The following is a 26,147-nucleotide window of genomic DNA, read 5'->3' as shown; positions in this document are numbered from 1 at the left end:
CCTGACAAACAACTGCTATGATTGCGAAAAGACAGGGATTTTTGTTCCTGCAACAACCTATTGAGATGACAAGAAAAGGTGTCAGTTATGGGGCCCGGATTTGGTGCACGCAGTGGCATTCTCACCCTGACCATTAAAGACAAGGCGGTTCTGTACGCCGCGTATATGCCCTACATTCGCCAGGGCGGGTTATTTATCCCAACCCAGAAGCAATACCAACTGGGAGACGAGGTTTTTCTGCTCTTGAACCTCATGGATGAGCCCGAAAAAATTCCGGTGGCGGGCAAAGTGATCTGGATTACCCCCAAAGGTGCCCAAGGCAATCGTGCGGCCGGCATCGGGGTGCAGTTCAATGGTGACGATGAGACGGCCCGTACCAAAATTGAATCCTATCTGGCGGGGTCGCTAAGTTCTGATCGCCCCACGCACACGATGTAAGGCGACCCAAGTATGAATGATACCGCCGTGTCTGCCGAGATATCTGAGAGCTTGACCGAATTCCGGGAAGCGGAATGGCAGCTCAGGAATGTTCACGTCGCAGGCTTGCACTGGCATGCCGATCGCAAAACCACGAACGACGTTCCGGTGCTCATGCTACATGGCTGGCTGGATAACAGCCTGACGTTTATCAAGTTGGCCCCTGCATTGGCCGCTCTGGCCGAGGTGTATGCCATTGATATGGCCGGCCATGGCAAATCCGGACATCGCCCGGTCGGGCAAAGCTATCTGTTGATGGATTACGTCGCGGACGTGGCGGAACTGGTGGAAAATCACCTGCTGGCGAGCGGAAAAGAGCGGGTTGATCTGGTCGGTCATTCCCTCGGTGGCATTGTCTGCGCGCTTTACGCAGCGGCGTTCCCGGAGCGGGTTCGGAAGCTGGTGATGATCGACAGTCTTGGCGCAATCAGCCGCCCGGTCGATCAGACGATTCCTCAGCTTCGGCGCGCAATTCAGAAGCGACTTGCGGGCTCAGGGCGTCAAACCATTTACCCGGATATCGAAACCGCTGCGAAAGCCAGGGAAGGGGGGCTTAGCCCGCTGAGTCCGGAGGCTGCGCTTACGTTAACCCCACGCAACATGAGGCAGGAGCAGGGTGGATATGTCTGGCGGACCGATTCGCGTCTGCGCCATCCAACGCCTTTGATGATGAGTGAAGATCAGGTTATGGCCTCGCTGCGGGCGATTACGACGCCGACCCTGTTCGTGCGCGCTGACTCTGGTCTGCTGGCCAATCACGGCGGGCTTGATGAGCGGGGTCAAGCCATTGCCAACCTGAAGATTGCGCATGTTCCGGGCGGACATCATTGCCATCTGGATGGCGATACGCGCCCGGTTTCCGAGGCCATCAAACACTTTCTGAGCGATGAATAATATCTTTTCTAAAAAACTGTTCTCCCTGTGCTTGCTGCTGTCAGCATTCGGCGTTGCGCCTTTGGCGACGGCGGCCACCCCCGAGGTAATGCCTGACCCTTTTCCCCAGTCTTCGCTTGAGACCACGACGACCATCCGGTCACCCGGACATCTGGTGCTTTTCAGCCCGGTTCGGGAAGTGAATGATGAAATTCGCTCCGAAACCATGGCCCGGCTTCCGGTCCAGGGCGAAGGTCGGCTGTACGAAATCGCCCGTGACTCCAGTCGCGCAAAGGCCAGGGATCATTACCGGCGCTTGTTGCAGGCTCGGGGCGCCCAGGTGCTGTTCGAGTGTTCAGGGATTGGATGCGGGCGGAGTAATGTCTGGGCCAATCAGATCTTTGGTCAGCGCGTTCTTTATGGCCGAGATGCTACTCAGGATTATTTGGTTGCAGGGACCACCGAAAGCGACGGCAGCCGATGGCTCACGCTGGTTTACACGGTAACCCGGGGTAATCTCAGGGAATATGCGTGGATTGAGCATCTGGCCGTGGAGCCAGGCGCTACGGTTCCGGGCCTGGGCAGCGTCAATAACAGGATTCGTGGGCCGGTTGTCGTACCCTGGAAAGGCGGGGTCACCTATCGTTTCGACTGGTCGGCCACAGAGCGGCGCCAGATTTCAGAGTGGGCCAGTGACGATGCGGCTACCGTTATTCTCACGGGTTTTGCTGCTCTTGGTGCCGATGAAACGTTAGAAGACGCGATGTCCCGCGCTACCGAGGCAACGGAGTCGTTGTCAGACGTCCTGTCTAAAACCGGGGTGCCGGCGGCGCGCCAGAAACTCATCATTGTTGGTCCGGGCGTTCCCATCGCCGACCCCAATCGCCAGGGCGATCGGGTGGAAGTGACGGTTATCACGAGGTAGTTAAATGGGTGATTCCACAAGCAAGCCGGGGGGCGACCCTGAAAGGACCGTGACTTCTGGAACTGAGGGTGGCGCTTCGGCGGTTGTAAAAAGCTCTACTGTATCCGCGGCCGCATCGGAGACATCATCTAGTAAGCCAAAGGCGGCTGCCAAACGGCAAACGGTCGCGCTGACGCTGGGCAGCGGTGGCGCCCGAGGCTACGCCCATATTGGTGCAATCGAAGTCTTGGTGGAACGCGGCTACGACATCATTGCGGTGTCTGGGTGCTCCATGGGCGCACTCGTCGGCGGCATGTATGCCGCGGGCAAAATGCAGGCGTACAAGGACTGGGTAACCGGCTTGGGCCAGTTCGATGTCCTGAAGCTGCTCGATGTCACTTTCAATTCGGTCGGCGCGATACGCGGTGAGAAAATTTTCTCAGTGGTTCGGGAGATGTTGGGCGACACCCGAATTGAGGATCTGCCCATTGCCTTTACCGCCGTGGCTACTGATTTGCTTGCCCACAAGGAGATCTGGTTCCAGGAGGGCCCACTCGACCAGGCGATACGTGCCTCCGTGGCAATCCCTAGTGTCGTAACACCGTTGGTACTGAATGGCCGGGTTCTGGTGGACGGCGCGCTGCTGAATCCGCTTCCCATCATTCCGACGATCTCGTCTCACGCTGATCTGATTGTAGCGGTGAATCTTAGTGGAGAGGATGAGCGGCGACGGCGAATTCCAGATGCGGCTTTCAGTCAGGATTCTGAAGGTGCGGATATGGACGAGTGGGTGGATACCATCCGTGAAAAAGCATCCCGTTGGTTTGACTGGGATACGTTGAAGTCCCTGGCTGCGCGAAAAGCGGAAAGTGACGAAACCCCCGAGGACAAGATCTCCCGGGAGATGAAGAAAAAAGGTGCCCAGAAAAAGGAAGAAAAGAGCGGCAACGAGAAAAAAGCTCAGGAAGAGCACGAAACCATCGACTGGGACAAGCTGGGAATTGGCAAGTTCGATGTCATGAACCTGACCGTGGAAACCATGCAGAGTGCTCTTGTGCAGTACAAGCTTGCCGGTTATCCGCCGGATCTGTTGGTTAATATTCCCAAGAACGCCAGCAGAAGCTACGACTATCATAAGGCACCGGAGTTAATTCAGCTTGGTCGCGAACGCATGTCGGCAGCATTGGACCGATTTGAGAAAAACAGGAGCAGCTCCGGGCCACTCGCGATTTAATCAGTGTCTGCCAAGACCGGATGTCGCAGAGGCTGCAGGGTGGGTATTAAAGGGCGTATAATGCCGCGCTGTTAATTTTGCCTTACAGGACCGTGCCCGTGACCAGCCCTATTGATGACCTACACACCGTTCGCGACTATCTGCGATACGCGTCAACGCAATTTGCGGCCTCTGGGTTGTATTTTGGTCATGGCACCGACAACGTATGGGACGAGGCGGTGCAATTGGTGATGCGGTCCCTGAACCTGCCGCTGGAGAACAACACCCTGTTTCTTGATGCGCGGCTGGTCCGTGAAGAGCGACAGCTGATTCACGAGCGCATCAAGCGCCGGATCACCGAGCGAGTTCCACTGGCGTATTTGCTGGGTGAAGCCTGGTTCATGGGTATGCCGTTTCACGTCGACGAGCGCGTTCTGGTGCCGCGCTCACCCATCGGTGAGCTGCTCGAAAACGGTCTCCAGCCCTGGCTGGGTGACAAGTCGGTGAGCCGTGTGCTGGATCTTTGTACCGGCAGTGGGTGCATTGGCATCGGCGCCGCCAGTATGTTTGAAGATGCTCTGGTTGATCTGGCCGACATCTCGGTTGATGCGCTGGAGGTGGCCGAATCGAACATTGATCTGCATGAGCTTGGTGATCGGGTCCAATGCATTCAGTCGGACGTATTCAGCAACATCATCGGCCGGTACGATGTCATTCTGAGCAATCCGCCGTACGTCGATGCGGAAGATCTTGCTGACATGCCGGATGAATACCATCACGAGCCTGAACTGGGATTGGCGGCTGGCTCTGATGGGCTGGATATTGCCCATCGGATTCTCGAAAAGGCTGCCGAGCACCTGACCGATGACGGGCTGCTGATTGTCGAAGTTGGCAACAGCTGGGGTGCAATGGATGATGCCTATCCGGAGCTTCCGCTGACCTGGCTGGAGTTCGAGAATGGTGGCAGTGGGGTGTTCCTGGTTACTGCGGAAGCCCTTCGCGAATGGCAGAAAAAGGCTTAAACCCTTTTCATATATAAACTGAATAAAGTGCTGAATCATGTCGGGAAATACCTTCGGAAAGTTGTTCACGGTCACCTCTTTTGGTGAAAGCCACGGCGCTGCACTGGGCTGCATTATTGATGGTTGCCCTCCAGGTCTGGAGCTAACAGAAGCGGACATGCAGCGCGATCTGGATCTTCGCAAACCCGGCACCTCCCGACACACCACCCAGCGTCGGGAGGCGGATGAAGTGCGGATTTTGTCGGGCGTGTTTGAAGGCAAGACGACTGGCACTCCGATCGGCCTTTTGATCGAGAACACCGATCAGCGCTCCAAGGATTACTCCAAGATCGCCGAGCAGTTCCGGCCGGCGCACGCCGATTACACCTACATGCACAAATACGGTGTGCGTGACTATCGTGGTGGCGGACGTTCTTCTGCTCGGGAGACCGCCATGCGGGTTGCCGCGGGCGCGGTCGCCCGGAAGTACCTGGAACAACGCCTGGGTATTACCATTCGCGGTTATCTGTCTCAGCTCGGCCCGATCAAGATCGAAAAGATCGATTGGGACCAGGTCCACCAGAATCCGTTTTTCTGCCCGGATGCCGATAAGGTGCCAGAAATGGAGGCCTACATGGACGCGCTCCGGAAGGAGGGCGATTCTATCGGTGCCCGCATTAACGTGGTAGCCGAGGGTGTTCCGCCCGGATTGGGCGAGCCAATATTTGATCGTCTCGACGCCGATCTGGCCCATGCCCTGATGAGCATTAATGCGGTCAAGGCGGTGGAGATTGGTGCCGGCTTCGACAGTGTCGAGCAGAAAGGCACCGAGCACCGGGATGAAATGACGCCGGAGGGCTTCCTGTCCAATAACGCCGGCGGCGTGCTGGGTGGCATTTCCTCTGGCCAGCCGATCACGGCAAGTATTGCGCTGAAGCCGACCTCCAGCCTGCGCCTGCCCGGGCGCGGCATTGATGTTCATGGCAACCCGGCCGAGATCATCACCACCGGACGTCACGATCCGTGCGTTGGCATTCGCGCCACACCGATTGCCGAGGCGATGATGGCCATCGTGTTGATGGATCATTACCTGCGTCATCGGGGGCAAAACGGTGATGTGTCGGTAGACACGCCGGTACTGAGCCAGTTGTAAGTCGCAGCTGGCTCGGGAGCGCAGGCTATCTACTGGCGACTGTCCAACCTCTATTTCTGGTTCTTTGCCCTCCTCGGAGGGCTTTTGCCGTATTGGTCCCTGTATCTCGAAAGGCAGGGATTTACCTATCTCCAGATCGCCACGTTGATGGCGACCATTCAGCTGACCAAAATCGTTGCTCCCAGCGTGTGGGGTTGGCTCGGCGATCGCAGCGGACAGCGGGTTCGGTTGGTTCGCTTCGGGGCAATCACCGGCTCGCTGTTTTTCGCGGGTGTGTTTCTTGAGCCTGGGTTTTACGGCCTGTTACTGGTCATGCTGGCGTTCACCTTTTTCTGGAATGCCATCCTCCCGCTTTACGAAGTCATCACGCTCCGCACACTGGGTCAGCGCAAAGAAAAGTACGGCAAGGTCCGGCTCTGGGGTTCAGTAGGTTTCATTGTTGCCGTCGGTGTCGTCGGGGCCATTCTCGAGTATGTGCCCATCCAGAGTCTCCCCTGGCTGCTGCTGCCGGTGTTCGCCGGTATCGCAGTCTCTGCGTTTTTGGTGCCCTCGGAGCAGGGCGAACGCAAGCCGCCTGCGCCAAAAGGCAGTTTGAAAGCGATTGTGATGCACCCTGCGGTGGTTGCGTTTTTCCTGATGAACTTCCTGTTGCAGGTGTCTCACGGCGCCTATTACACGTTCTTCAGTATACATCTGGAGCAGCACGGGTATGGCAAGCTATCCATTGGTTTGCTGTGGTCGTTGGGGGTGATTGCCGAAATAGGTCTGTTTCTGGTCATGCACCGGCTGTCCCGTCGGTTCAGTGTCCGGCAGATTGCGATCGGTGCGCTCACGTTGACGATGATTCGCTGGGTACTAATCGCAGAGGTGACCGATGTGTTGGCAGTGCTGATCTTCGCGCAGTGCCTGCATGCGGCCTCTTATGGGGCGCTGCATGCGCTTTCCGTGCAATACATTCAGGGTTTCTTTGGCAAGCATCATCATGGCCAGGGTCAGGCACTCTACAGCGGCCTGACCTTTGGTGCAGGTGGTGCGTTGGGGGCCTGGCTGTCCGGGTTCCTGGTTGATGGTTTCAGCACCTCCGCTGCTTTTTGGGGTGGTGCTGTCGCCATGCTGGTTGCCATCGTCATTACCTGGCGGGGGTTGAGACCACCTCCAGCACCTGCAGCGTAAATAACTGGCTAATTAATCCGGTTCGGGCCTGGGTCTTTGTTCAGTTCTTCTTCCCGTACGATTGCCAGCAAGGCCTGGGCCGCCAGACTAAGCCGACGGCCTGAGAGTCCAATTGCGCCCAGTACCCGGGAAACCGAAAAGCCGAGATCCAGCCTGTGAACAGAGTTGTCCAGCATGCGGATGGGTAGAACGCTCCAGCCCAGCCCGACACTGGTCATCATCTTTATGGTTTCCAGATAGTTGGTTGGAATCTGTTGCTGTAAGGGCAGGTTTGCCTCAAGGAACAAGCGACTGACGGTACGATAGGTCGCGGTTGTGGTGTCCGGCAGGAGTGCCGGGTAGCGAGCCAGGTCGCTGAGGGTTACCGGGTTTTGGCTGGTGAGTTCGTGGTCCGGTCCAGTGGCAAAGGCCATCGGGTCAGCCCATTGCTCGTACACCATGAAATGGCTTTCCATGCTGTCACTGAGTGTGACAAACGCCAGTTCCGCCTTTCGTTTGCGCATCTGTGCGTAGGCTGCATCCGATTCCATGAATTGCAGGTTCAGTTTCACGTCGGGGTAGTCGGCGGTAAAGCGTCGAAGCCAGTTGGGCAAATGATGCAAGCCAATGTGGTGGCTGGCTATGATCTGTAACTCACCGGCAAGGGCTTCATTATCTGGGGATAGCGACACTCGTGCGTTATGGATTTCGTCCAGAATCAGGCGTGCGTGAGGGAGCAGGCGAGTACCGGCTTCTGTCAGCCGGATTTGCCGATGACTGCGGTCAATCAAGGTGGTGCCCAGTTGGTGCTCCAGTGTCGCCAGCCGTTTGCTGATGGCCGGCTGGGTGAGGTGCAGAACCTCGGCAGCTTCTGAGAAAGAGCCCTGATCGATAATCGTCAGAAAGGCGCGAAGGGAATTGGAGTCCATGGGCTTCACCGGGGCAGTGGGTGTAATAGGTGCGCATGCAGTGGGCGCTACAGCCCCAAAAATAAGTTATGCCAATATGGAATGCAAAGAATAAAAAACATGAATTGAGGTTATCGGATGCGGGGGAGTAAGATAGACCCATTCATTGAACAAGAACCCCCTACGAACGAGAGAGTAATCATGGCGGGCAAGACCTTATACGACAAACTGTGGGACGACCATCTGGTCAAGCAACGGGACGACGGCTCTGCGTTGATTTATATCGACCGTCAGCTGCTGCACGAAGTCACTTCGCCTCAGGCGTTTGAGGGCTTGCGGCTGGCCGGGCGTAAGCCCTGGCGGATCGATGCGAACATCGCCACTCCTGATCACAACGTTCCGACGACGGATCGAGACAAGGGTATCGACGGTATTGTCGATCCGGTCTCCCGCACCCAGGTGGAAACCCTCGACAAGAACTGCGACGAGTTCGGCATCCTCGAATTCAAGATCAAGGACCAACGCCAGGGCATTGTGCACGTTATCGGGCCTGAGCAGGGTGCAACGCTGCCCGGTATGAGCATCGTCTGTGGCGACTCCCATACCTCCACCCACGGCGCCTTCGGGTGTCTGGCTCATGGCATTGGCACCTCAGAGGTTGAGCACGTACTGGCGACCCAGTGCCTGGTGCAGCAGAAAATGAAGAACATGCTGGTGAAGGTAAATGGCAAGCTCGGGCCAGGAGTGACGGGTAAAGACGTTGTACTGGCTATCATTGGCAAGATCGGTACCGCCGGCGGTACCGGTCATGCCATCGAATTTGGCGGTGAAGCCATTCGTGGTTTGAGCATGGAAGCCCGAATGACAATCTGCAACATGTCGATTGAAGCGGGTGCCCGGGTGGGCATGGTTGCCGTGGATGACACCACCATCGACTACGTGCGTGGCCGTCCGTTTGCACCGACCGGTGAAACGTGGGATGCAGCGGTGGACTACTGGCGCACCCTGCACAGCGACGACGATGCTTTCTTCGATAAAGTAGTTGAGCTTGAGGGCTCTGAGATCAAGCCGCAGGTCAGCTGGGGTACGTCACCGGAAATGGTTGCCGGGGTCGACGGCTTCGTGCCGGATCCGGCCAAAGAGCAGGATCCCATCAAGCGTGAAGGCATTGTTCGGGCTCTGAAGTATATGGGGCTTCAACCTAACACGCCGATCACGGGCATTGCCCTGGATCGGGTATTTATCGGTTCCTGCACCAACAGCCGTATTGAGGATCTGCGCGAAGCGGCGGCAGTGGTCAAGGGGCGCAAGGTCGCTGCTGGTCTGAAGCAGGCCATGGTGGTCCCGGGCTCTGGTTTGGTGAAAGCCCAGGCCGAACAGGAAGGGCTCGACAAGATCTTCATTGAAGCTGGATTGGAATGGCGTGATCCGGGTTGTTCCATGTGCCTGGCCATGAATGCCGACAAATTGGGGCAGGGTGAGCATTGCGCGTCCACGTCCAACCGGAACTTCGAAGGACGTCAGGGCTTTGGTGGTCGCACTCACCTCGTCAGCCCAGCCATGGCCGCCGCCGCAGCGGTTACCGGCCATTTCGTTGATGTCCGTGAATTGATGAATTGAGCCACAGGAGAGAGACCATGCGCGCATTAAAGCAACACCAGGGCCTGGTGGCCCCCATGGACCGTTCCAATGTGGACACGGACATGATCATTCCCAAGCAGTTTTTGAAGTCTATCAAGCGGACCGGGTTTGGGCCGAACCTGTTTGATGAACTGCGTTACCTGGATGAGGGCAAGCCGGATCAGGATTGCTCCGAGCGTCCGATCAATCCGGATTTCGTTCTTAACCAGGATCGGTACAAAAACGCCAGTGTGCTGCTTGCCCGCACTAACTTTGGTTGTGGTTCGAGCCGTGAGCACGCCCCATGGGCGCTGGAAGACTATGGTTTTCGGGTGATCATTGCTCCCAGCTTTGCCGATATTTTCTACAACAACTGCTTTAAGAATGGGTTGTTACCAATTGTTTTAGAAGAAAAAATTGTTGATCAGCTTTTCAATGAGGCTGAGGCTCAAGAGGGCTATCAACTGGCGGTTGATCTCGAGGCAAAGACGGTCACCACGCCTGCCGGTGAGGCCTTCGATTTTGAGGTTGATGACTTCCGTCGCCACTGCCTGCTGAATGGCCTCGACGATATCGGCGTCACCCTCGAGCAAGCCGAAGTGATCAAGGCCTACGAAGAGCAGCGTCGACAGACCGCGCCCTGGTTGTTTGGCGCCGGAAACTGATTCTTATTGATTGAAGTAGATCTGACACAGGAAAGGATTATGTCCAGAACCGTATTAATGCTGCCGGGCGATGGTATCGGTCCCGAAATCGTTGCCGAAGCCGAACAGGTACTGAAAAAAGTAAACGAAAAATTTGGGTTGGGGCTCAGCTTTGAATCGGGTCTGGTCGGTGGTGCTGCCATCGATGCGACCGATTCGCCGCTGCCAGCGGAAACCCTGGAGAGCGCCAGAAAAGCTGATGCCATCCTGTTGGGTGCAGTTGGCGGCCCGAAGTGGGACAGCCTCCCGATGGTAAAGCGACCGGAAAAGGGCCTGTTGGGCCTGCGTTCGAATCTGGAGCTGTTTGCCAACCTGCGGCCGGCCATCCTATATCCTCAGTTGGCCTCGGCCTCGTCACTGAAGCCCGAGGTGGTGTCTGGTCTGGATATCATGATCGTGCGAGAGCTGACCGGCGGCATCTACTTTGGTCAGCCTCGCGGGGTTCGTGAACTTGAGAGCGGTGAGCGCCAGGGTTATAACACCTACGCCTACACCGAATCCGAGATTCGTCGGATTGGCCGTGTAGCCTTTGAGGCGGCTCAGCAGCGGGGCAAGAAACTGTGTTCCGTGGATAAGGCCAACGTCCTGGAAGTGACCGTGCTTTGGCGCGAGATCATGAACGATCTGTGTCGCGAGTACCCGGATGTCGAGCTGTCTCACATGTATGTGGATAACGCCGCCATGCAACTGGTTCGCGCACCCAAGCAATTCGACGTGATTGTGACTGGCAACATGTTTGGTGATATTCTTTCTGACGAAGCAGCTATGCTGACCGGGTCTATTGGCATGTTGCCATCGGCATCTCTGAATTCCGACAAGCAGGGTATGTATGAACCTTGCCACGGTTCAGCCCCGGATATTGCCGGTCAAGGCATTGCCAACCCGCTGGCGACCATCCTGAGTGCTGCCATGTTGTTGCGCTACAGCTTGGGTGAGGAAACAGCCGCGGAAGCTATTGAGACAGCGGTCAGCAAGGTGTTGGATCAGGGTTTGCGTACAGCTGACATCATGTCCGATGACGGCAAACGGGTCTCGACCAGTGAAATGGGCGAAGCCGTACTGGCTGCCCTGTAAGCAGGCGCCTCTTCCGATTAATTAAGACCCGACGGCACCACGATGCGGCTGCCGCGGGATCACCCATCCTGTCCCAGCCAGCGAAAAGGGCTGAGGGCGGGCATAAAAGAGGTTCAAAGGTCGCACATGAAGCGAGTTGGACTTGTAGGTTGGCGTGGCATGGTGGGCTCGGTCCTCATGCAGCGCATGCGTGACGAAAACGATTTCGCCGATATCGATCCGGTATTTTTCTCAACGTCGCAGACCGGCAAACCGGCGCCGGACGTTGGCAAGGAAGGGGTGCCTCCACTCCAGGACGCGTTCGATATCGATACTCTCAAAACCCTTGATGTTGTCGTCACCTGTCAGGGTGGGGATTACACCTCGGCGGTTTACCAGAAGCTGCGCGATGCCGGTTGGCAGGGCTATTGGATTGATGCCGCATCGACTCTGCGCATGGTGGACCATTCAGTTATCGTGCTGGACCCGGTTAACCGCAATGTGATCGATTCAGCCCTGGCCGAAGGTGTTAAAGATTACGTCGGTGGTAACTGTACTGTCAGTCTGATGATGTTGGCCCTGGGCGGCCTGCTTGAGCAGGATCTGATCGAGTGGGTTTCTCCCATGACCTATCAGGCCGCTTCCGGTTCCGGTGCCCAGAACATGCGGGAGCTGCTCAACCAAATGGGCGATCTGCATGGCAGCGTGAAATCCGAGCTGGCGGATCCATCGTCCGCCATTCTCGAGATTGATCGCAAGGTTACCGAAACCATGCGTTCTGGCGACTTCCCGACTGAGCACTTTGGTGTTCCGCTGGCCGGCAGTCTGATTCCGTTTATCGACAAGCAACTCGACAACGGAATGAGCAAGGAAGAATGGAAGGCCGGTGTTGAGACCAACAAGATTCTGGGTCGCAGCAACAATCCGATTCCGATCGACGGTATTTGCGTTCGTATCGGCGCGATGCGTTCCCACAGTCAGGCCTTGACGATCAAACTCAAAAAGGACCTGCCGGTAGCGGAAATTGAGTCCATTCTGGCGAGAGCGAACGATTGGGTTAAGGTGATTCCCAACGATCGTGATGCCACCATGGAAGAACTCACGCCAGCTAAGGTCACAGGAACCCTCAGCGTTCCGATTGGCCGGATCCGAAAGCTCGCCATGGGGCCAGAATATATCTCTGCCTTCACGGTGGGGGATCAGTTGTTGTGGGGTGCAGCCGAGCCGTTGAGGCGCATGCTGCGAATCCTGCAGGAACGTTAAGAAATGTTACGCGGTGGCAATTAATGCCAACTGTGTCCGGTTTCTGAAAACCGGAAGAGGGGCGAAGGCTGATTTCAGCCTTCGCCCCTGTTATTTTCAAGAGCGCTAGGGAGTTCCGCGCGATTGATAAAAAAATGGTACAAGGGATGCGGCTGATTGATTGATAAAAGGGATATTATCAACAATACTTGCCGGACCAAACGTTAATAAAACGACATAATAACTAGAACTATCCAGACGGAAGTCATCCAACCTCGTCCGATTCTGTTTTATTAAAGCAGTAACGAATAACGGAGACTGGAAAGGAAAAAGCATGAAGGTACGCAAGCTTGCGGTTGCCCTGGCTCTGGCGGGAGGGCTTGGTTCCAGCGTCGCACAAGCCCTGGGGCTGGGAGAAATTGAACTTCAGTCTTATCTGAACGAGCCTTTGGATGCGGAGATAAATCTGCCCCAAAGTCGGGGAGTAGATCCTGGAGACGTGTTTGTGAACGTCGCTCCCGAATCTGCCTATGAAAGGGTTGGACTCAGCCGCAACCAGTTTCTGAGTAAGCTCAGGTTCCAGGTTGTTACACAGAACGATGGATCGCTGGCGGTCAATGTGTCGTCCAGGGAGCCCTTGCGTGAACCCTATCTGAACTTTTTGCTTGAGATGACTTGGCCAAGCGGAAGGTTGATGAGGGAATACGCGGTACTGGTAGATCCTCCGGTATACGCCGAAGAATCCGGTGTCCAGGAGCAGGTTAGAGTTCCAGCGGTTACCTCGGTCCAGTCGCAGCCGTCAGTCGAGCGAAGTAGCGAATCCATTCGTCGCCAGACTCAGGCCCAACAATCCCTGAGCCGTAGCTTCCAGGGTAGTACCCTGGGCCCAACCCGGTCATCTGACACCCTCTGGACCATCGCCTCGCGAGTTAGACCCAATGACTCGGTATCAATGCAGCAAGTGATGCTTGCCCTCCAGGATCTGAATCCTGATGCTTTTATTGGCGGCAATATCAATCGCTTGAAGCGCGGTGAAATTCTGCGGGTGCCGACGCTGGACCAGATCCAGTCACGCACCCGAGCCCAGGCGATCCGCGCAGTCAGCCAGCAGAATAGTGACTTCCAGACTCCAAAACGCACCGTCGATGCCACGGCCGCAAGCCAGACTCAGGCATCACCGGAACCGGCAACGGCTGGGGGTGACGAGCTTAAGCTTCTGGTCCCGGAAGAAGATAGCCGCGAAGCAACTGAAGGCGGTTCAGCCGGTGGCGATGGTCAGCTTGCCGGCGGTGTGGACGCCGGGAATGCGGTCGCGATGGAGCAGCTTGAAAGTGCCCGTCGTGAAAACGCAGAACTGAACACCCGTGTTGGTGATCTGCAGGAGCAGGTCGAGACACTGCAGCGATTACTCGAATTGAAGAATAGCCAGCTCGCAGAAATGCAGCAGATGGCCGGAGATTCGGAAGAAGTCGCAGCAACAGATGCGCCGGAAGGTGCCGCTGACGTTGAAGGCACACCTGTGGCAGCTGATTCCGAGGCTACAGGACAGGATCAGGCTGCTACCGATGCAGGTGAAGCCGAGCCGGCTGCTGAAGTCGAAACTTCTGATGCCACTGAGGGCACAGCCACAGCGCCGGAAGGTGAAGTCGCTGAAGCCGAGGCCGCTGCCGCTGCCGCTGCAGATGACGGTTCTGCGGTTGACGCTGGGCCGATGGCGGAGCCCGAGCAGGTAGAGGTTGTCGAGGCCGAGCCTGTAGCTCCGGAAGCAGTAACCGACGAAGCAGCACCAGTGCCGCAGCCGTCCAATCAGCAGCCGGCAGCTGATAGAGGTTTACTGGGAAATATCTTTGATTCCATCACCGGCAACGCGATCTACCAAATTGCAGTTGGTGGTGGCCTGATTGTTCTGCTGCTGCTTCTGTTGCTCTTGGCCCGCAGAAATGCCAATCGTGAAAAGGCGTTTTACGAGCAACTGAACGGTGAACCAGAGGATGCCAGTGATTCGTTCCAGCTGAGCCTGGATGACGAGGAGCCAGGCTCAGCTGGAACCGAAGATCCACTGGCCGAAGCCGACACCTATATTGCCTACGGTCGCCACGACCAGGCAGCCCAAACTCTGGAAACCGCGATTTCCCGTGAGCCAAGCCGCACCGATCTGCGCCTGAAGCTTCTGGGTGTCTATGCCGACAGTCAGGATCGCGATTCTTTTGAAAAGCAGTTTGGCGAGATCGCCGCGCTGGATGACGATCAGGCAATGGCCTCTGCGACAGCGCTTCGCACCCAGTTGGACGAGGCTGAAGCAATGCCGAGCATCGACGATCTTGAGTCACAGCTCAGGTCTGATTCGTTTGGTAGCGTTCAGCCGCTGGATTCTGAAACTGCAGAATCTGATAACGACGAGATGCAGGTTTCTGATGAGCTGTTGGCTGATCAGTATGATTCGGAGCAGGAAGAGCAGATTGAGAACGAATTCGGAGAACTGGATACCGACTTTGCGGATTTCGATCTCAGTGAAGTGGAGTCTGCGGAGAAATCCGCTGATGCCGGAGTAGCGGATTCAGGTGAGCCTGCTGAAGTGGTTCCTGAAGAAAGTGTTGAAGAAGGTACGGACGAGGTCGCTGAAGAAAAGAACGACGAAGACATGATCGAATACGATCTGTCGGGAATTTCTCTCGACTCGGAAGAGGAGGGCGAGGCAGGTCGGAAGGCTTCGCTGGAATCCTCGCCAGAGAGTGATGACGAATATTCGGCGCTGGAAATTGATTTTGAAGATGAGAGCTCGCTGGAGCTGAGCGAGACCGATGAAGATGACGATCTGGAGCTGGAACTCGAAAGCGCTTTTGATGACGAGCCTGAGGCGGATGCTCTTGAGGTTGGTGCAACCGAAGAAGTTTCAAGTGCTGAGCCGGATGTTGACTCCCTCGACGAGTCCTTCCTGGATGAACTTGATGCTGAGTTAGACAAGGTAGCCGACGAAGACAGCGAGCTTGGAGGTGAAGAAGTGGAAGAGTCTTCACTCGACGATCTAGAGCTGGACGTCTCAGATGAGGATCTGGCGTTGATGGAGGAGTTCTCGGATTCCGCAGACTCGGCCAATCATCAGGAGGAAGAGACAGCTGCGCTGGATGATGAATTGAGCCTTGAAGATACGCTCGCCGAGGGTGATGTTCTTGGGGAGACCGAAGCTGCCAGTCCGGAAGAGGAAATCGCCGGCACCGAGGAACTGGAAGAGTTGAGTTCTTTGGATGACTTGGGTGAGCCTGAGTTGCCGAGCGGTGACGACGACGTTGAAGTGCCGGTCGCTTCGGAAACCGTGGACGAAAATGCTTCTAAGTTCGGTGCCATTGAGATTGATGAAAGCGAGCTGGGTGACGAAGACGACTTTGATTTCCTGGCCGGTACTGATGAGGCGGCGACCAAGCTGGATCTGGCCCGTGCTTACATCGAGATGGGCGACAATGATGGTGCCCGTGACATCCTTGAGGAAGTTGCGTTGGAAGGAGACGATGAGCAGAAAGGCGAAGCACAGGATCTCCTTAAAAATCTGTCCTGATTCGTTATAATCGAGTCATTCAGGTAAAAGCGCCGGCCGTCGGGTTCTTGACCGACACAAGTCGGCGCTTTGTTTTTTTTCAGTATGACCTTTTTCGGATAGGCGCTTGTTCTTCGAACCTCAACAACTCACCACGGGTAATGAAATTGGTAACGGTCGGGTCGCCATTGCGTTCGAATACGATGGGCGCGACTTTCATGGCTGGCAGCAGCAGAAATCCGGGGTGCGCTCTGTAGAAGCGAACCTGGCAGGGGCTGTTGCAAAAGTGGCGAATCATCCCGTTAATCTGGTTTGTGCCGGACGAACCGATGCCGGCGTCCATGCCAGCTACCAGGTTGCGCACTTTGAAACCCCGTCGATCAGGAACCTTCGCTCCTGGGTCATGGGCATCAATACTGCCTTGCCCAGTGATATTTCTGTTCATTGGGCCGGTAATGGCGCTGAAGATTTCCACGCCCGCTTCTCTGCCGTCTATCGGCGTTATCGCTACGTTATCTATAATCACCCTGTTCGACCCGGCATCCAGCGCGGTCAGGTCAGCTGGACCTTCCGTCCTCTTGATGCTGAACGCATGCATGAAGCCGCACAGGCGTTGCTGGGGGAGCATGATTTTTCGTCGTTCCAGGCGGCGGGCTGCCAGTCCCGTACACCAATCCGTTATATGGAGCGGATTGCGGTAACCCGCAAGGGCAATTTTGTCGTAATAGACGTGCAGGCAAACGCGTTTCTCCATCATATGGTGAGGAACATCGCGGGCGCCCTTATGGCGGTTGGCGCAGGGCAGAAGCCGGCTCGATGGATTCATGACATACTAGGGGCAAGAGACAGGACAATGGCAGGGGTCACGGCGCCGCCGCATGGCCTATACCTTGTTGATGTCGGCTACCCGGGTCATTTCGGTATCCCACAGGCTGAGTGCGGGCCGGGGTTTTTGCGACCCTGGTTTGATCGATCAGAGAATCGACCGATACCGCCAACCCACATTCATCCGAAGCAACCGGTACAACAGGCATGAGTACGCGAGTCAAGATTTGTGGCCTGACGCGCACCGAAGACGTGGAATCCGCGGTTGCATCCGGTGCTGATGCGCTCGGCTTTGTCTTTTATGAGTCGAGTCCGCGAGCCGTCAGTATTGCCGATGCCCAGCAGTTGATTAGATCGGTGCCGGCCTTTGTGTCCGTTGTAGGCCTGTTCGTGAATCCGACAGAGCAGGAGGTGAGAGAGGTCCTTGAACATCTGCCTCTGGATCTGCTCCAGTTTCACGGGGATGAAAGCCCTGAGTTCTGCAGCCAATTTCAGCGTCGCTGGATCAAGGCTGTACGGGTCCAGAATCGCGAACAGGTAATACAGGCTTTTAACCAGTACCACGAGGCCGCAGGGCTGCTCGTGGATGCCTGGGATCCCGATCATTACGGCGGGACCGGAAAGTCTTTTAACTGGGATCTGATCCCGTCAGAGAGGCCGCTGCCACTTATATTGGCCGGTGGTTTGTCTTCTGATAACGTGTTTCGCGCTGTAGAGCAGGTGCAACCCTGGGCCGTTGATGTCAGCGGGGGCGTGGAGCGCAGTAAAGGCATCAAGGATATCCAAAAAATTTCCGACTTTATCAAAGAGGTTCACCGTGTCTGAGAAATTGACTGAAGAAATGCTGAGCGCGCTGCCGGATGCAAGGGGGCACTTTGGTGCCTTTGGTGGACGGTTTGTTTCCGAGACGTTGATGGATTCCCTGATGACGCTCGAGGAAGAGTACAAGAAGCTGAAGAACGATCCGGAGTTCCAGGCCCGCTTCGACAAGGAGTTGGCGGATTATGTCGGTCGGCCCACTCCGCTGTATTTCGCCGAACGACTGACCCGGGAAACCGGTGGTGCCCAGATCTGGTTGAAGCGTGAAGATCTGTGTCACACAGGCGCCCACAAGGTGAACAACACCATTGGCCAGGCGCTGCTGGCGAGTTTTCTTGGCAAAAAGCGGATCATTGCCGAAACCGGTGCGGGTCAGCACGGCGTTGCAACTGCAACCGTTTGCGCCCGTCTCGGCCTGGAATGTCACGTGTTCATGGGTGCAGAGGATGTGCAGCGCCAGTCGCTGAACGTGTTTCGCATGAAGCTGCTCGGTGCCGAGGTGCATGCTGTTGAAAGTGGCACTCGCACGCTCAAGGACGCCATGAACGATGCCATGCGCGATTGGGTGTCTTACGTAGACGAAACCTTCTACATCATTGGCACGGTCGCCGGTCCGCACCCGTATCCGATGCTGGTTCGTGACTTCCAGTCAGTCATCGGCCGCGAAACCCGCCGCCAGGCGCTGGAGAAAACCGGCAAGCTTCCGGACGCCCTGGTGGCGTGCGTGGGTGGTGGCTCCAACGCTATCGGTATGTTCTATCCGTTCCTGTCTGACGAATCTGTTCAGTTGTATGGCGTCGAAGCCGGTGGTCTGGGCATTGAAACCGGTAAGCATGCCGCACCGCTGTGCGCCGGCCGCCCCGGCGTCCTCCATGGCAACCGTACTTATTTGATGGAAGATGAGAATGGCCAGATTGCGGGCACTCATTCAGTTAGTGCTGGTCTTGACTACCCGGGCGTAGGCCCTGAGCACAGCTGGTTAAAAGACATTGGTCGTGCCAACTATGTGTCCGTGACCGACGATGAGGCGATGGAAGGGTTCCGTAAGCTGACCCGTGTCGAAGGGATCATGCCGGCACTGGAAACAGCCCACGCGGTGGCCTACGCCATCAAGCTTGCGGCTACCATGGACAAGGATCAAACCGTCGTGATCAACGTGTCCGGTCGGGGCGATAAAGATATCAACACGGTTGCCAAGCTTGAAGGCATCGAGATCTGAAGAAGTTACAGGAGCAGGCATGAGCCGAATTGAAAGGACCCTCGAGGCCCTTAAAGGACAAGGCCGCAAGGCACTTATTCCCTACATCACCGCAGGTGACCCGCATCCCGATGCGACGGTAGGTCTGATGCACACTCTGGTGGCCGCAGGTGCCGACATCATCGAGTTGGGTGTGCCGTTTTCGGATCCCATGGCTGATGGCCCGGTTATCCAGCTGGCCTGTGAGCGCGCCCTGAAACACGGAACGTCGCTGCGCCAGGTCATTGCCATGGTCAAGGAATTCCGTATCAAGGACAGTGAAACGCCGATTGTTTTGATGGGGTATCTGAACCCCGTAGAAGCCATGGGTTATGAAGTTTTCGCCGATGCTGCGGTTGATGCTGGTGTCGACGGCATCCTGACGGTGGACCTGCCGCCGGAGGAAGCGGACGAGGTTGCTCCACTGTTCACAGAGCGCAACCTGGATGCCATTTTCCTGCTGTCGCCGACCACCACCGATGATCGGATTCGCGCAATCAGCGAGCATTCCTCGGGCTATGTGTACTATGTTTCATTCAATGGCGTGACCGGGGCTTCGAAAATCAACGTCGAAGAGGTCGCCAGTCGCGTGGATCACATCCATAAACTTACGGCACTTCCGGTAGCGGTAGGTTTCGGTATTCGGGACGCTGCGACAGCCGCTGCGGTGGGACGGGTATCCGATGGTGTAATTGTTGGTAGCGTCCTGGTAGATACAATAGCCAGAAACCAGGCAGATACCGACCAGCTTAAGCGAGCGCTGACGGATCTGCTCCACCCGATGCGTGAGGCTTTGGATGGCCTGAGTTCCTGAACTAGAGGGACCGGCCGACTGGCATCAAAGGACAGGATGAAATCATGAGTAACTGGCTGGACAAGATCATGCCGAGCAAGATTCGCTCGGAATCCAAGCAACGAACCGGTGTGCCTGAGGGACTATGGAAGAAATGCCCCAAGTGTGGTGCATTTTTGTACAAACCGGAGCTTGAGAAGAATCTCGACGTCTGCCCCAAGTGTAATCATCACCTTCGGGTCCACGCCCGCCGTCGGCTCGATGTTTTTCTTGATCCCGAAGATCGGCACGAAATTGCAGCCGATCTGGAGCCCTGGGATCGCCTGAAGTTCAAGGACAGCAAGCGCTATAAAGACCGGCTGTCACACGCGCAGAAGACAACTGGCGAGAAAGATGCCCTGGTGGTTATGAAGGGCACCACACTGGGCGTTCCCCTGGTTGCCTGTGCCTTCGAGTTCAACTTCCTGGGTGGCTCAATGGGTCAGGTTGTTGGCGAAAAATTCGTTCAGGCCGCCAATGTTGCGCTGGCTGAGCGGATTCCGCTGGTGTGCTTCTCTGCCAGCGGCGGCGCCCGGATGCAGGAAGCGATACTGTCTCTGATGCAGATGTCCAAGACGGCAGCGGTGCTTGAACGCATGAAGCAGGAGGGTATTCCTTACATCTCAGTGATGACCGATCCTGTTTTTGGTGGCGTTTCCGCGAGTCTGGCGATGCTGGGTGATCTTAATATCGCAGAGCCCAACGCGCTGATTGGTTTTGCTGGTCCGCGAGTGATCGAGCAGACCGTGCGTGAAAAGCTGCCTGAGGGCTTCCAGCGCAGTGAGTTTCTGCTTGAGCATGGTGCAATCGACATGATCCTGCATCGCCACCAGATGCGCGAACGTATTGCCCATGTGCTGGCCAAGTTCACCGGTCATGAGCGTCCTGGGACTGAAGCACCCATCGAGTTCGAAGTAACGGAAAAACCGGAAGCTGATGCCCCCGCCGAGCAATAATAACGTCCAGCCCCCGGTTGCCCCGGGGGCTGGCGCCACTGTCGATCAGTGGCTGTCCTATCTCGAAGCACTCCATCCCACCGAAATTGATCTTGGCCTGGATCGCGTGCTTGTGGTTTTTCGGCGACTGTTTCGACGCAAGCCCTCCGGTCGGATCATCACCGTTGCCGGCACTAATGGCAAAGGCAGTGCGGTCGCCTCTCTGGAGGCGTTGCTGCAAGCCGCTGGCCGCACGACAGGCGCCTATACCTCTCCGCACCTTGAAGTCTACAACGAGCGGATTCGCCTGAACGGCCGAAATATCGACGATGCTTCGCTCGTATCCGCCTTTGAGCGGGTTGAGGCAGCTCGCCGCGGTGTTTCCTTGACTTACTTTGAGTTTGGGACCCTGGCGTCGTTTGTGGCGCTTGCGGAGGCGGGTGTGGACGATTGGCTGCTTGAGGTGGGTTTGGGCGGTCGATTGGATGCGGTCAATGTGATGGATGCGGATCTGGCGATTATCACCTCGGTGGATATCGATCATGTGGCCTTCCTGGGTGACAATCGCGAAGTCATCGGTTTTGAGAAAGCTGGCGTTTTGCGCCCCCGCATACCAGCCGTATGCGCTGACAATGAGCCGCCACGCTCGGTGCTTCAACAGGCGGCCGCGCAGAAGGTGGATCTGGCGCTTGCAGGGCGGGACTACCAGGTGCAGTCGATAGAATCTGGTCAGGATGGCACGCTGGCTCGGTTGGTGCTGACTCATCAGGGACGGGAAGTTTCGCTGCCGTCGGGACCTTTACCTGTACCCAGTGTTGCGGCGGCGGTTGTTGCGATGCACACCCTGGAGCCGGGACTGGATAATGCTCTAGTGGAACGTGCGCTGCAGCAACTCAAAGTAGCTGGTCGTTTTGAGCGAATGTTGGCGCAGCCCGATATCTTTGTTGATGTCGGGCACAACCCCCATGCCGCCCGGTGGTTGGCTGGTCGCCTGGAGGCTGAAAAGAATGCCGGCAGCCGAGTTATCGCGGTCTACGCGGCTCTCGGTGATAAAGACGTCAATGGCGTGTTGGAGGCCATGAAGCCGGTCGTGGACCGCTGGTGGCTAGCTGGGCTCGCTGTGCCGCGAGGCTTGTCGGCCCAGGCTCTTTACCAGAGGGCCCATAGCGTGGAACTTGATCATTGCGAGTGTGCAGAAACCGTCTCACAGGCAATTTCTTCAGCCCGGGCCATCGCGCGCCCCGAGGACCTGGTCATCGTGTTCGGATCCTTCTTTACGGTCGCGGAGGCGCGCCGCCTGTTATTGCCGGGTAATGACCACGACGGCTCCAAATAACATTCATGAGCTACGGCGTGCCGTGTGCCTTAAACTTTCTCCATGGCTGGCCTTGCTGCTTTGAGTTCTGTCAGGATGGCGGTTAGTATCTGCTGCTATCGTCGAAATGGTACGTCGCTAACCAACGGGAGCCTGGAATCGTGGATGGACTGAAACAAAGAATAATCGGGGCGCTGGTGCTGGTATCCCTGGCGGTTATCTTTGTTCCAATGGTATTTGATGAGCCGCATTCCGAGCGAACTTCGACAACCATCAAGATCCCGGAGGAGCCCCCGTTTCCTGAAGTGATTGCACCAGAGACCGACCGCGAAGAACCACCGGCATACTCCGAGCCCCGCCCCGACACCGAAGAACTGTTGTCGCCGGCATCGCAAGGCGCCGGTGAGGCGCCAGACTACCGACTGGTGGAAGGCGAAGCGGAGTCTTTTCAAGGTGCGCAGGAGTCGGAAAAAGCTCAAGAGTCTCAGGCTGCCAAGATCAATGCCCAAGCCCAGAGTGAAGAGCCTGCCGCACAGGTGGCCGTGGAGCCGGAGCCCACTGCCAGCGGGCAAAGCAAGGAATCAGAATCCGCTGAATACACCCGGTCACTGGACGGCGCCTATGTTGTGCAGTTAGGCAGCTTCGGCAACGCCGACAATGCCCGTCGCTTGCGGGATCAGGTGCGTGACAAGGGCTATGGTTCTCATCTTCAGAAAGTCGAACGGGGTGACACCACGCTTACCCGCGTTTTCAGCGGTCCGTTCAGCAGTAAATCCGACGCCGAAGCGGCAAAGCGCGACCTGGATGAATCCTTCAGTCTCAATAGCCTGGTGACCACCGGAGACAAATGAGCCTCTTTTCTCGAGTTTCCGAGGCTCCGGCAGTTTGGTGGCGGGCCGATTCCTGATAGAATTTGCGCTTCCTTTTTTCCACCGGGTTTTACATGGAAGCGCTGATCTGGATTGACTGGGTCATCATTGCCCTGATTACAGTGTCTACACTCATCAGCCTGAAGCGGGGTTTCGTTAGAGAGGCCTTGTCTCTCGTGACCTGGGTTGGCGCGTTTATACTTGCCAGAACTTTCCACCCGCAAATGCAAACCCTTCTGGAGAGCACGGTTGAAACGCCGTTGGTGCGCTTGATTGCCGCCTTTGCGATCCTCTTTTTTGGCACACTCATTGTGGGCGCCATCATCAATAACATGATCGGCCATCTTGTTCGGGCTACCGGTCTGTCCCCGACGGATCGCGTTCTGGGAATGGGATTTGGGCTCTTGCGCGGGCTGGTGGTCGTTATCGTCGCCATTGCCTTCACCCGCTACACACCGCTGGCGCAGGATACCTGGTGGCGTGAGTCGATTATGATCAACAAGCTTGCGGTGGTCGAGGACTGGTCACGGCGTACACTGGGTGACGAATTCGCCCGTTTCCTGGGACCGGCTTCGGACAGCTACCGGGAATCAGACAGCAGTCAACATCAGCAAGGCGTGGCACCCGCATCCACCTCTAGCTAACATTCAGTTTTAACACTCGGAGAATACCTTATCCATGTGTGGCATTGTCGGCATCGTCAGTACTTCCAACGTCAATCAGTCGCTCTATGATGCGCTGACTGTACTTCAGCACCGGGGCCAGGACGCGGCGGGCATTGTTACCTTTCAGGATGAGCGCTTTTACCTGCGCAAGGACAACGGGCTGGTTCGGGATGTCTTCCATACCCGCCACATGCGTCGTTTGGTCGGCAATGTCGGCATCGGCCACGTTCGCTACCCCACGGCCGGCAGTTCCAGTTCAGCTGAGGCACAGCCGTTTTATGTCAACAGCCCCTACGGCATCACGCTCGCCCATAACGGTAATCTGACCAACGCTGATGATCTGAGTGAGGACCTTTTCCGGACCGATCTTCGGCACATCAATACCAATTCAGACTCCGAAGTACTGTTGAACGTTTTTGCTCACGAGTTACAGAAACTCGGCAAGCTGAACCCGACCAAGGACGATATCTTTGCCGCGGTTCGGGCGGTGCACAAGCGTTGCCGTGGAGCCTACGGTGTCATCGCGATGATTACCGGCTACGGCATTGTCGGGTTCCGTGATCCGAACGGGATTCGTCCGGCCTGTTACGGCGTCCGTCCGGCCGAGGATGGCCGAAACGAATACATGATCGCCTCCGAAAGCGTCGCGCTCAGCGCGGCCGGTTTCAGCCTGGTGCGGGACATTGCACCGGGCGAAGCGGTGTATATCGAAACCGACGGCACGCTCTATACCCAGCAGTGTGCGGAGGATCCCCATCTGTACCCGTGCATCTTTGAGCACGTGTATTTTGCCCGCCCGGACTCAATCATCGACAAAGTGTCGGTTTACAAGGCTCGCCTGCGCATGGGTGAAACCCTGGCTGACAAGGTACTCCGTGAGCGTCCTGATCACGACATCGATGTGGTCATGCCGATTCCGGACACCAGCCGCACCTCGGCCATGCAGATGGCTCACCGTCTGGGCGTGAAGTTCCGTGAAGGCTTTATCAAGAATCGTTACATCGGTCGCACCTTTATCATGCCCGGTCAGAAGATGCGGAAAAAATCGGTGCGCCAGAAGCTGAACCCAATTGATCTGGAGTTCCGGGGCAAGAATGTCATGCTGGTGGACGATTCCATCGTTCGCGGTACCACCTGCAAGGAAATCGTCCAGATGGCCCGGGATGCTGGCGCGCGCAAGGTGTATTTTGCCTCGGCCGCGCCCCCGGTGCGTTACCCCAACGTCTACGGAATTGACATGCCGTCGGCCAGTGAGCTGATTGCCCATGACCGTACGGTTGATGAAATTCGGGACCTGATCGGCGCTGACTGGCTGCTGTACCAGGATCTTGACGACCTCATCACCTGCGTCAACGACGTCAACGAGGATGTTGAGGGCTGGGAGTGCTCGGTCTTCACCGGGCAGTACGTGACCGGCGATGTCGACAAGGCTTACCTGGACCGCCTTGAAGGTGCGCGCAATGATGACAGCCGCTCCAAGCAACAGGGCGGCGACTCTGGCGATAACGGCATCATCGACCTGCACAATGACGAAGATTAATCACGCTGTGCGTGCAATCAGGAGTAGCTCATGACGTTACGTCGTGAAGAGAATGTCTGGATTCCGGAATCGGATCTTGAAGGTATGTCCGTGGACACCCTGGCGGTGAGGGCAGGGCAGATCCGTACCGGTGAACTGGAACACAGTGATCCGATATTCCCGACATCCAGTTTTGTTTATGGCAGTGCGGCACAGGCTGCGGCGCGCTTCGGTGGCGAAGAGCCTGGTAATATCTATTCGCGTTTTACCAATCCGACGGTCCAGGCCTTCGAGGGCCGGATTGCCGCGATGGAAGGCGGCGAACGTGCAGTGGCGACTGCCTCCGGCATGGCGGCCATCCTGAGCACCTGTATGGCGCTGCTCAAGGTCGGCGATCATGTCGTCTGCTCCCGAGGCGTATTCGGCACCACCAACGTGTTGTTCCAGAAATACATGGCAAAATTTGGTGTCGAGACGTCATTCGTCAGCCTGACCAACATGGATGAATGGGCACAGGCGGTTCGGCCCGAGACTCGGATGCTGTTCATCGAGACCCCGTCGAACCCGCTCTGTGAAGTGGCGGACATGAATGCACTGGCGACGTTGGCTCATGACAATGATGCCTTGTTCGTGGTCGACAATTGCTTCTGTACCCCCGTACTGCAGCGACCACTGGAGCACGGTGCCGATATCATCATTCATTCGGCGACTAAATACCTGGACGGCCAGGGCCGCTGTGTTGGCGGAGTTGTCGTAGGGCCGAATGCGTTGATGGAGGAAGTATATGGCTTCCTCCGTTCCGCAGGGCCAACCATGAGTCCATTCAACGCCTGGGTCTTCCTGAAAGGCCTTGAAACCTTACCAATTCGTATGCGTGCTCACTGCGACAATGCGCTACAGTTGGCGCTGTGGCTGGAGGAGCAACCCGCTGTGGCGGAAGTGTTCTACGCTGGCCTTGAGAGTCACCCCCAGCACGAGTTGGCGAAACAGCAGCAATCCGGATTTGGGGGTGTACTGTCGTTCCGGCTGAAGGGCGATCGGACTGAAGCCTGGCAGTTTATCGATGCCACGCGCATGATTTCGATCACCGCCAACCTGGGTGACGTCAAAACCACGATTACCCATCCGGCTACTACGACCCACGGTCGCCTGTCTCCCGAAGACAAGCATGCCGCGGGGATCACCGAGAATCTGGTCCGGATCTCCGTGGGGATAGAAGCAGTCGAAGACCTGAAAACCGATCTTGCCCGCGGCTTTCAGGCACTTCAGAACCCAAGCAATGGAAACGTTTGAGTATTC

The 26,147-nt window shown here is 56.6% G+C and carries 23 protein-coding genes; 22 read left to right on the top strand and 1 reads right to left on the bottom strand.

The features are described from left to right. Nucleotides 1-87 precede the first annotated feature (87 nt). The 7 genes from FCS96_RS16710 (at nt 88) to FCS96_RS16680 (ending at nt 6,794) form a co-directional block, all read left to right on the top strand. Nucleotides 88-438: a PilZ domain-containing protein gene (locus FCS96_RS16710; protein ID WP_008171779.1), complete on the top strand. Its 351-nt coding sequence runs from the start codon at nt 88-90 to the stop codon at nt 436-438. Nucleotides 439-450: 12 nt separating this feature from the next. Then, nucleotides 451-1,371 (top strand): alpha/beta fold hydrolase, encoded by a 921-nt coding sequence (locus FCS96_RS16705; RefSeq protein WP_138441518.1) that lies wholly within the window; start codon nt 451-453, stop codon nt 1,369-1,371. An 88-nt stretch (nt 1,372-1,459) separates the two neighbouring features. Further along, nucleotides 1,460-2,275 (top strand): DUF4892 domain-containing protein, encoded by an 816-nt coding sequence (locus FCS96_RS16700; protein WP_228264142.1) that lies wholly within the window; start codon nt 1,460-1,462, stop codon nt 2,273-2,275. Between the two features lie 4 nt (nt 2,276-2,279). Further along, complete coding sequence (locus FCS96_RS16695; RefSeq protein ID WP_138441516.1) at nt 2,280-3,488, top strand: patatin-like phospholipase family protein; 1,209 nt, start codon at nt 2,280-2,282, stop codon at nt 3,486-3,488. Between the two features lie 98 nt (nt 3,489-3,586). Next, nucleotides 3,587-4,489 (top strand): 50S ribosomal protein L3 N(5)-glutamine methyltransferase, encoded by a 903-nt coding sequence (prmB, locus tag FCS96_RS16690; protein ID WP_138441515.1) that lies wholly within the window; start codon nt 3,587-3,589, stop codon nt 4,487-4,489. A 37-nt stretch (nt 4,490-4,526) separates the two neighbouring features. Continuing rightward, nucleotides 4,527-5,621 (top strand): chorismate synthase, encoded by a 1,095-nt coding sequence (gene aroC / locus FCS96_RS16685; RefSeq protein WP_138441514.1) that lies wholly within the window; start codon nt 4,527-4,529, stop codon nt 5,619-5,621. Nucleotides 5,622-5,648: 27 nt separating this feature from the next. Then, nucleotides 5,649-6,794, top strand: coding sequence for an MFS transporter (locus FCS96_RS16680; RefSeq protein ID WP_138441513.1), 1,146 nt, complete (start codon nt 5,649-5,651; stop codon nt 6,792-6,794). Nucleotides 6,795-6,802: 8 nt separating this feature from the next. On the opposite strand, the gene FCS96_RS16675 is transcribed toward FCS96_RS16680, so the two are convergent. Beyond that, nucleotides 6,803-7,702: a LysR family transcriptional regulator gene (locus FCS96_RS16675; protein ID WP_138441512.1), complete on the bottom strand. Its 900-nt coding sequence runs from the start codon at nt 7,700-7,702 to the stop codon at nt 6,803-6,805. Between the two features lie 180 nt (nt 7,703-7,882). Between FCS96_RS16675 and leuC the strand changes: the two genes are divergently transcribed. The 15 genes from leuC to FCS96_RS16600 all read left to right on the top strand — a co-directional run bounded on the left by leuC (nt 7,883) and on the right by FCS96_RS16600 (nt 26,141). After that, a complete protein-coding gene (leuC, locus tag FCS96_RS16670; protein ID WP_138441511.1) occupies nt 7,883-9,301 on the top strand; it encodes a 3-isopropylmalate dehydratase large subunit in 1,419 nt (472 codons plus the stop codon). A gap of 17 nt (nt 9,302-9,318) precedes the next feature. Further along, the gene (gene leuD / locus FCS96_RS16665) at nt 9,319-9,966 is read left to right on the top strand and encodes a 3-isopropylmalate dehydratase small subunit (protein WP_138441510.1); all 648 of its coding nucleotides are present in this window, start codon (nt 9,319-9,321) and stop codon (nt 9,964-9,966) included. 39 nt (nt 9,967-10,005) lie between these two features. Beyond that, the gene (gene leuB, locus FCS96_RS16660; protein WP_138441509.1) at nt 10,006-11,079 is read left to right on the top strand and encodes a 3-isopropylmalate dehydrogenase; all 1,074 of its coding nucleotides are present in this window, start codon (nt 10,006-10,008) and stop codon (nt 11,077-11,079) included. Nucleotides 11,080-11,205: 126 nt separating this feature from the next. Then, the gene (asd, locus tag FCS96_RS16655) at nt 11,206-12,321 is read left to right on the top strand and encodes an aspartate-semialdehyde dehydrogenase (protein WP_138441508.1); all 1,116 of its coding nucleotides are present in this window, start codon (nt 11,206-11,208) and stop codon (nt 12,319-12,321) included. Nucleotides 12,322-12,634: 313 nt separating this feature from the next. Beyond that, nucleotides 12,635-15,853 (top strand): FimV/HubP family polar landmark protein, encoded by a 3,219-nt coding sequence (locus tag FCS96_RS16650; protein WP_138441507.1) that lies wholly within the window; start codon nt 12,635-12,637, stop codon nt 15,851-15,853. Nucleotides 15,854-15,959: 106 nt separating this feature from the next. Then, on the top strand, nt 15,960-16,868 hold the full coding sequence (gene truA, locus FCS96_RS16645) for a tRNA pseudouridine(38-40) synthase TruA (RefSeq protein WP_138441506.1): 909 nt from the start codon (nt 15,960-15,962) through the stop codon (nt 16,866-16,868). After that, the gene (locus FCS96_RS16640) at nt 16,865-17,482 is read left to right on the top strand and encodes a phosphoribosylanthranilate isomerase (RefSeq protein ID WP_138441505.1); all 618 of its coding nucleotides are present in this window, start codon (nt 16,865-16,867) and stop codon (nt 17,480-17,482) included. Before truA ends, FCS96_RS16640 begins: the two co-directional genes overlap by 4 nt. A gap of 4 nt (nt 17,483-17,486) precedes the next feature. Then, nucleotides 17,487-18,695 (top strand): tryptophan synthase subunit beta, encoded by a 1,209-nt coding sequence (gene trpB / locus FCS96_RS16635; RefSeq protein ID WP_407658122.1) that lies wholly within the window; start codon nt 17,487-17,489, stop codon nt 18,693-18,695. A gap of 19 nt (nt 18,696-18,714) precedes the next feature. Beyond that, complete coding sequence (trpA, locus tag FCS96_RS16630) at nt 18,715-19,527, top strand: tryptophan synthase subunit alpha (protein ID WP_138441503.1); 813 nt, start codon at nt 18,715-18,717, stop codon at nt 19,525-19,527. A 44-nt stretch (nt 19,528-19,571) separates the two neighbouring features. Continuing rightward, nucleotides 19,572-20,501 carry an acetyl-CoA carboxylase, carboxyltransferase subunit beta gene (gene accD / locus FCS96_RS16625; RefSeq protein ID WP_138441502.1) on the top strand — a complete coding sequence of 310 codons (930 nt, stop codon included), beginning with the start codon at nt 19,572-19,574 and terminating at the stop codon, nt 20,499-20,501. Next, nucleotides 20,482-21,816 carry a bifunctional tetrahydrofolate synthase/dihydrofolate synthase gene (folC, locus tag FCS96_RS16620; protein WP_138441501.1) on the top strand — a complete coding sequence of 445 codons (1,335 nt, stop codon included), beginning with the start codon at nt 20,482-20,484 and terminating at the stop codon, nt 21,814-21,816. The genes accD and folC overlap by 20 nt, the downstream gene beginning before the upstream one ends. 140 nt (nt 21,817-21,956) lie before the next feature. Next, a complete protein-coding gene (locus FCS96_RS16615) occupies nt 21,957-22,646 on the top strand; it encodes an SPOR domain-containing protein (RefSeq protein ID WP_138441500.1) in 690 nt (229 codons plus the stop codon). 92 nt (nt 22,647-22,738) lie between these two features. Further along, nucleotides 22,739-23,308, top strand: a complete 570-nt coding sequence (locus FCS96_RS16610) for a CvpA family protein (RefSeq protein ID WP_138441499.1) — start codon at nt 22,739-22,741, stop codon at nt 23,306-23,308. A 34-nt stretch (nt 23,309-23,342) separates the two neighbouring features. Continuing rightward, complete coding sequence (gene purF / locus FCS96_RS16605; protein ID WP_138441498.1) at nt 23,343-24,869, top strand: amidophosphoribosyltransferase; 1,527 nt, start codon at nt 23,343-23,345, stop codon at nt 24,867-24,869. Nucleotides 24,870-24,899: 30 nt separating this feature from the next. Further along, the gene (locus FCS96_RS16600; protein ID WP_138441497.1) at nt 24,900-26,141 is read left to right on the top strand and encodes an O-succinylhomoserine sulfhydrylase; all 1,242 of its coding nucleotides are present in this window, start codon (nt 24,900-24,902) and stop codon (nt 26,139-26,141) included. The last annotated feature ends 6 nt before the right edge of the window (nt 26,142-26,147 follow it).

Source organism: Marinobacter alexandrii (assembly GCF_005871205.1).
In the GTDB taxonomy this organism is placed as follows: domain Bacteria; phylum Pseudomonadota; class Gammaproteobacteria; order Pseudomonadales; family Oleiphilaceae; genus Marinobacter; species Marinobacter alexandrii.
The sequence above is the reverse complement of the archived record's forward strand: the minus strand, read 5'-3'. Positions and strand labels throughout refer to the sequence as shown.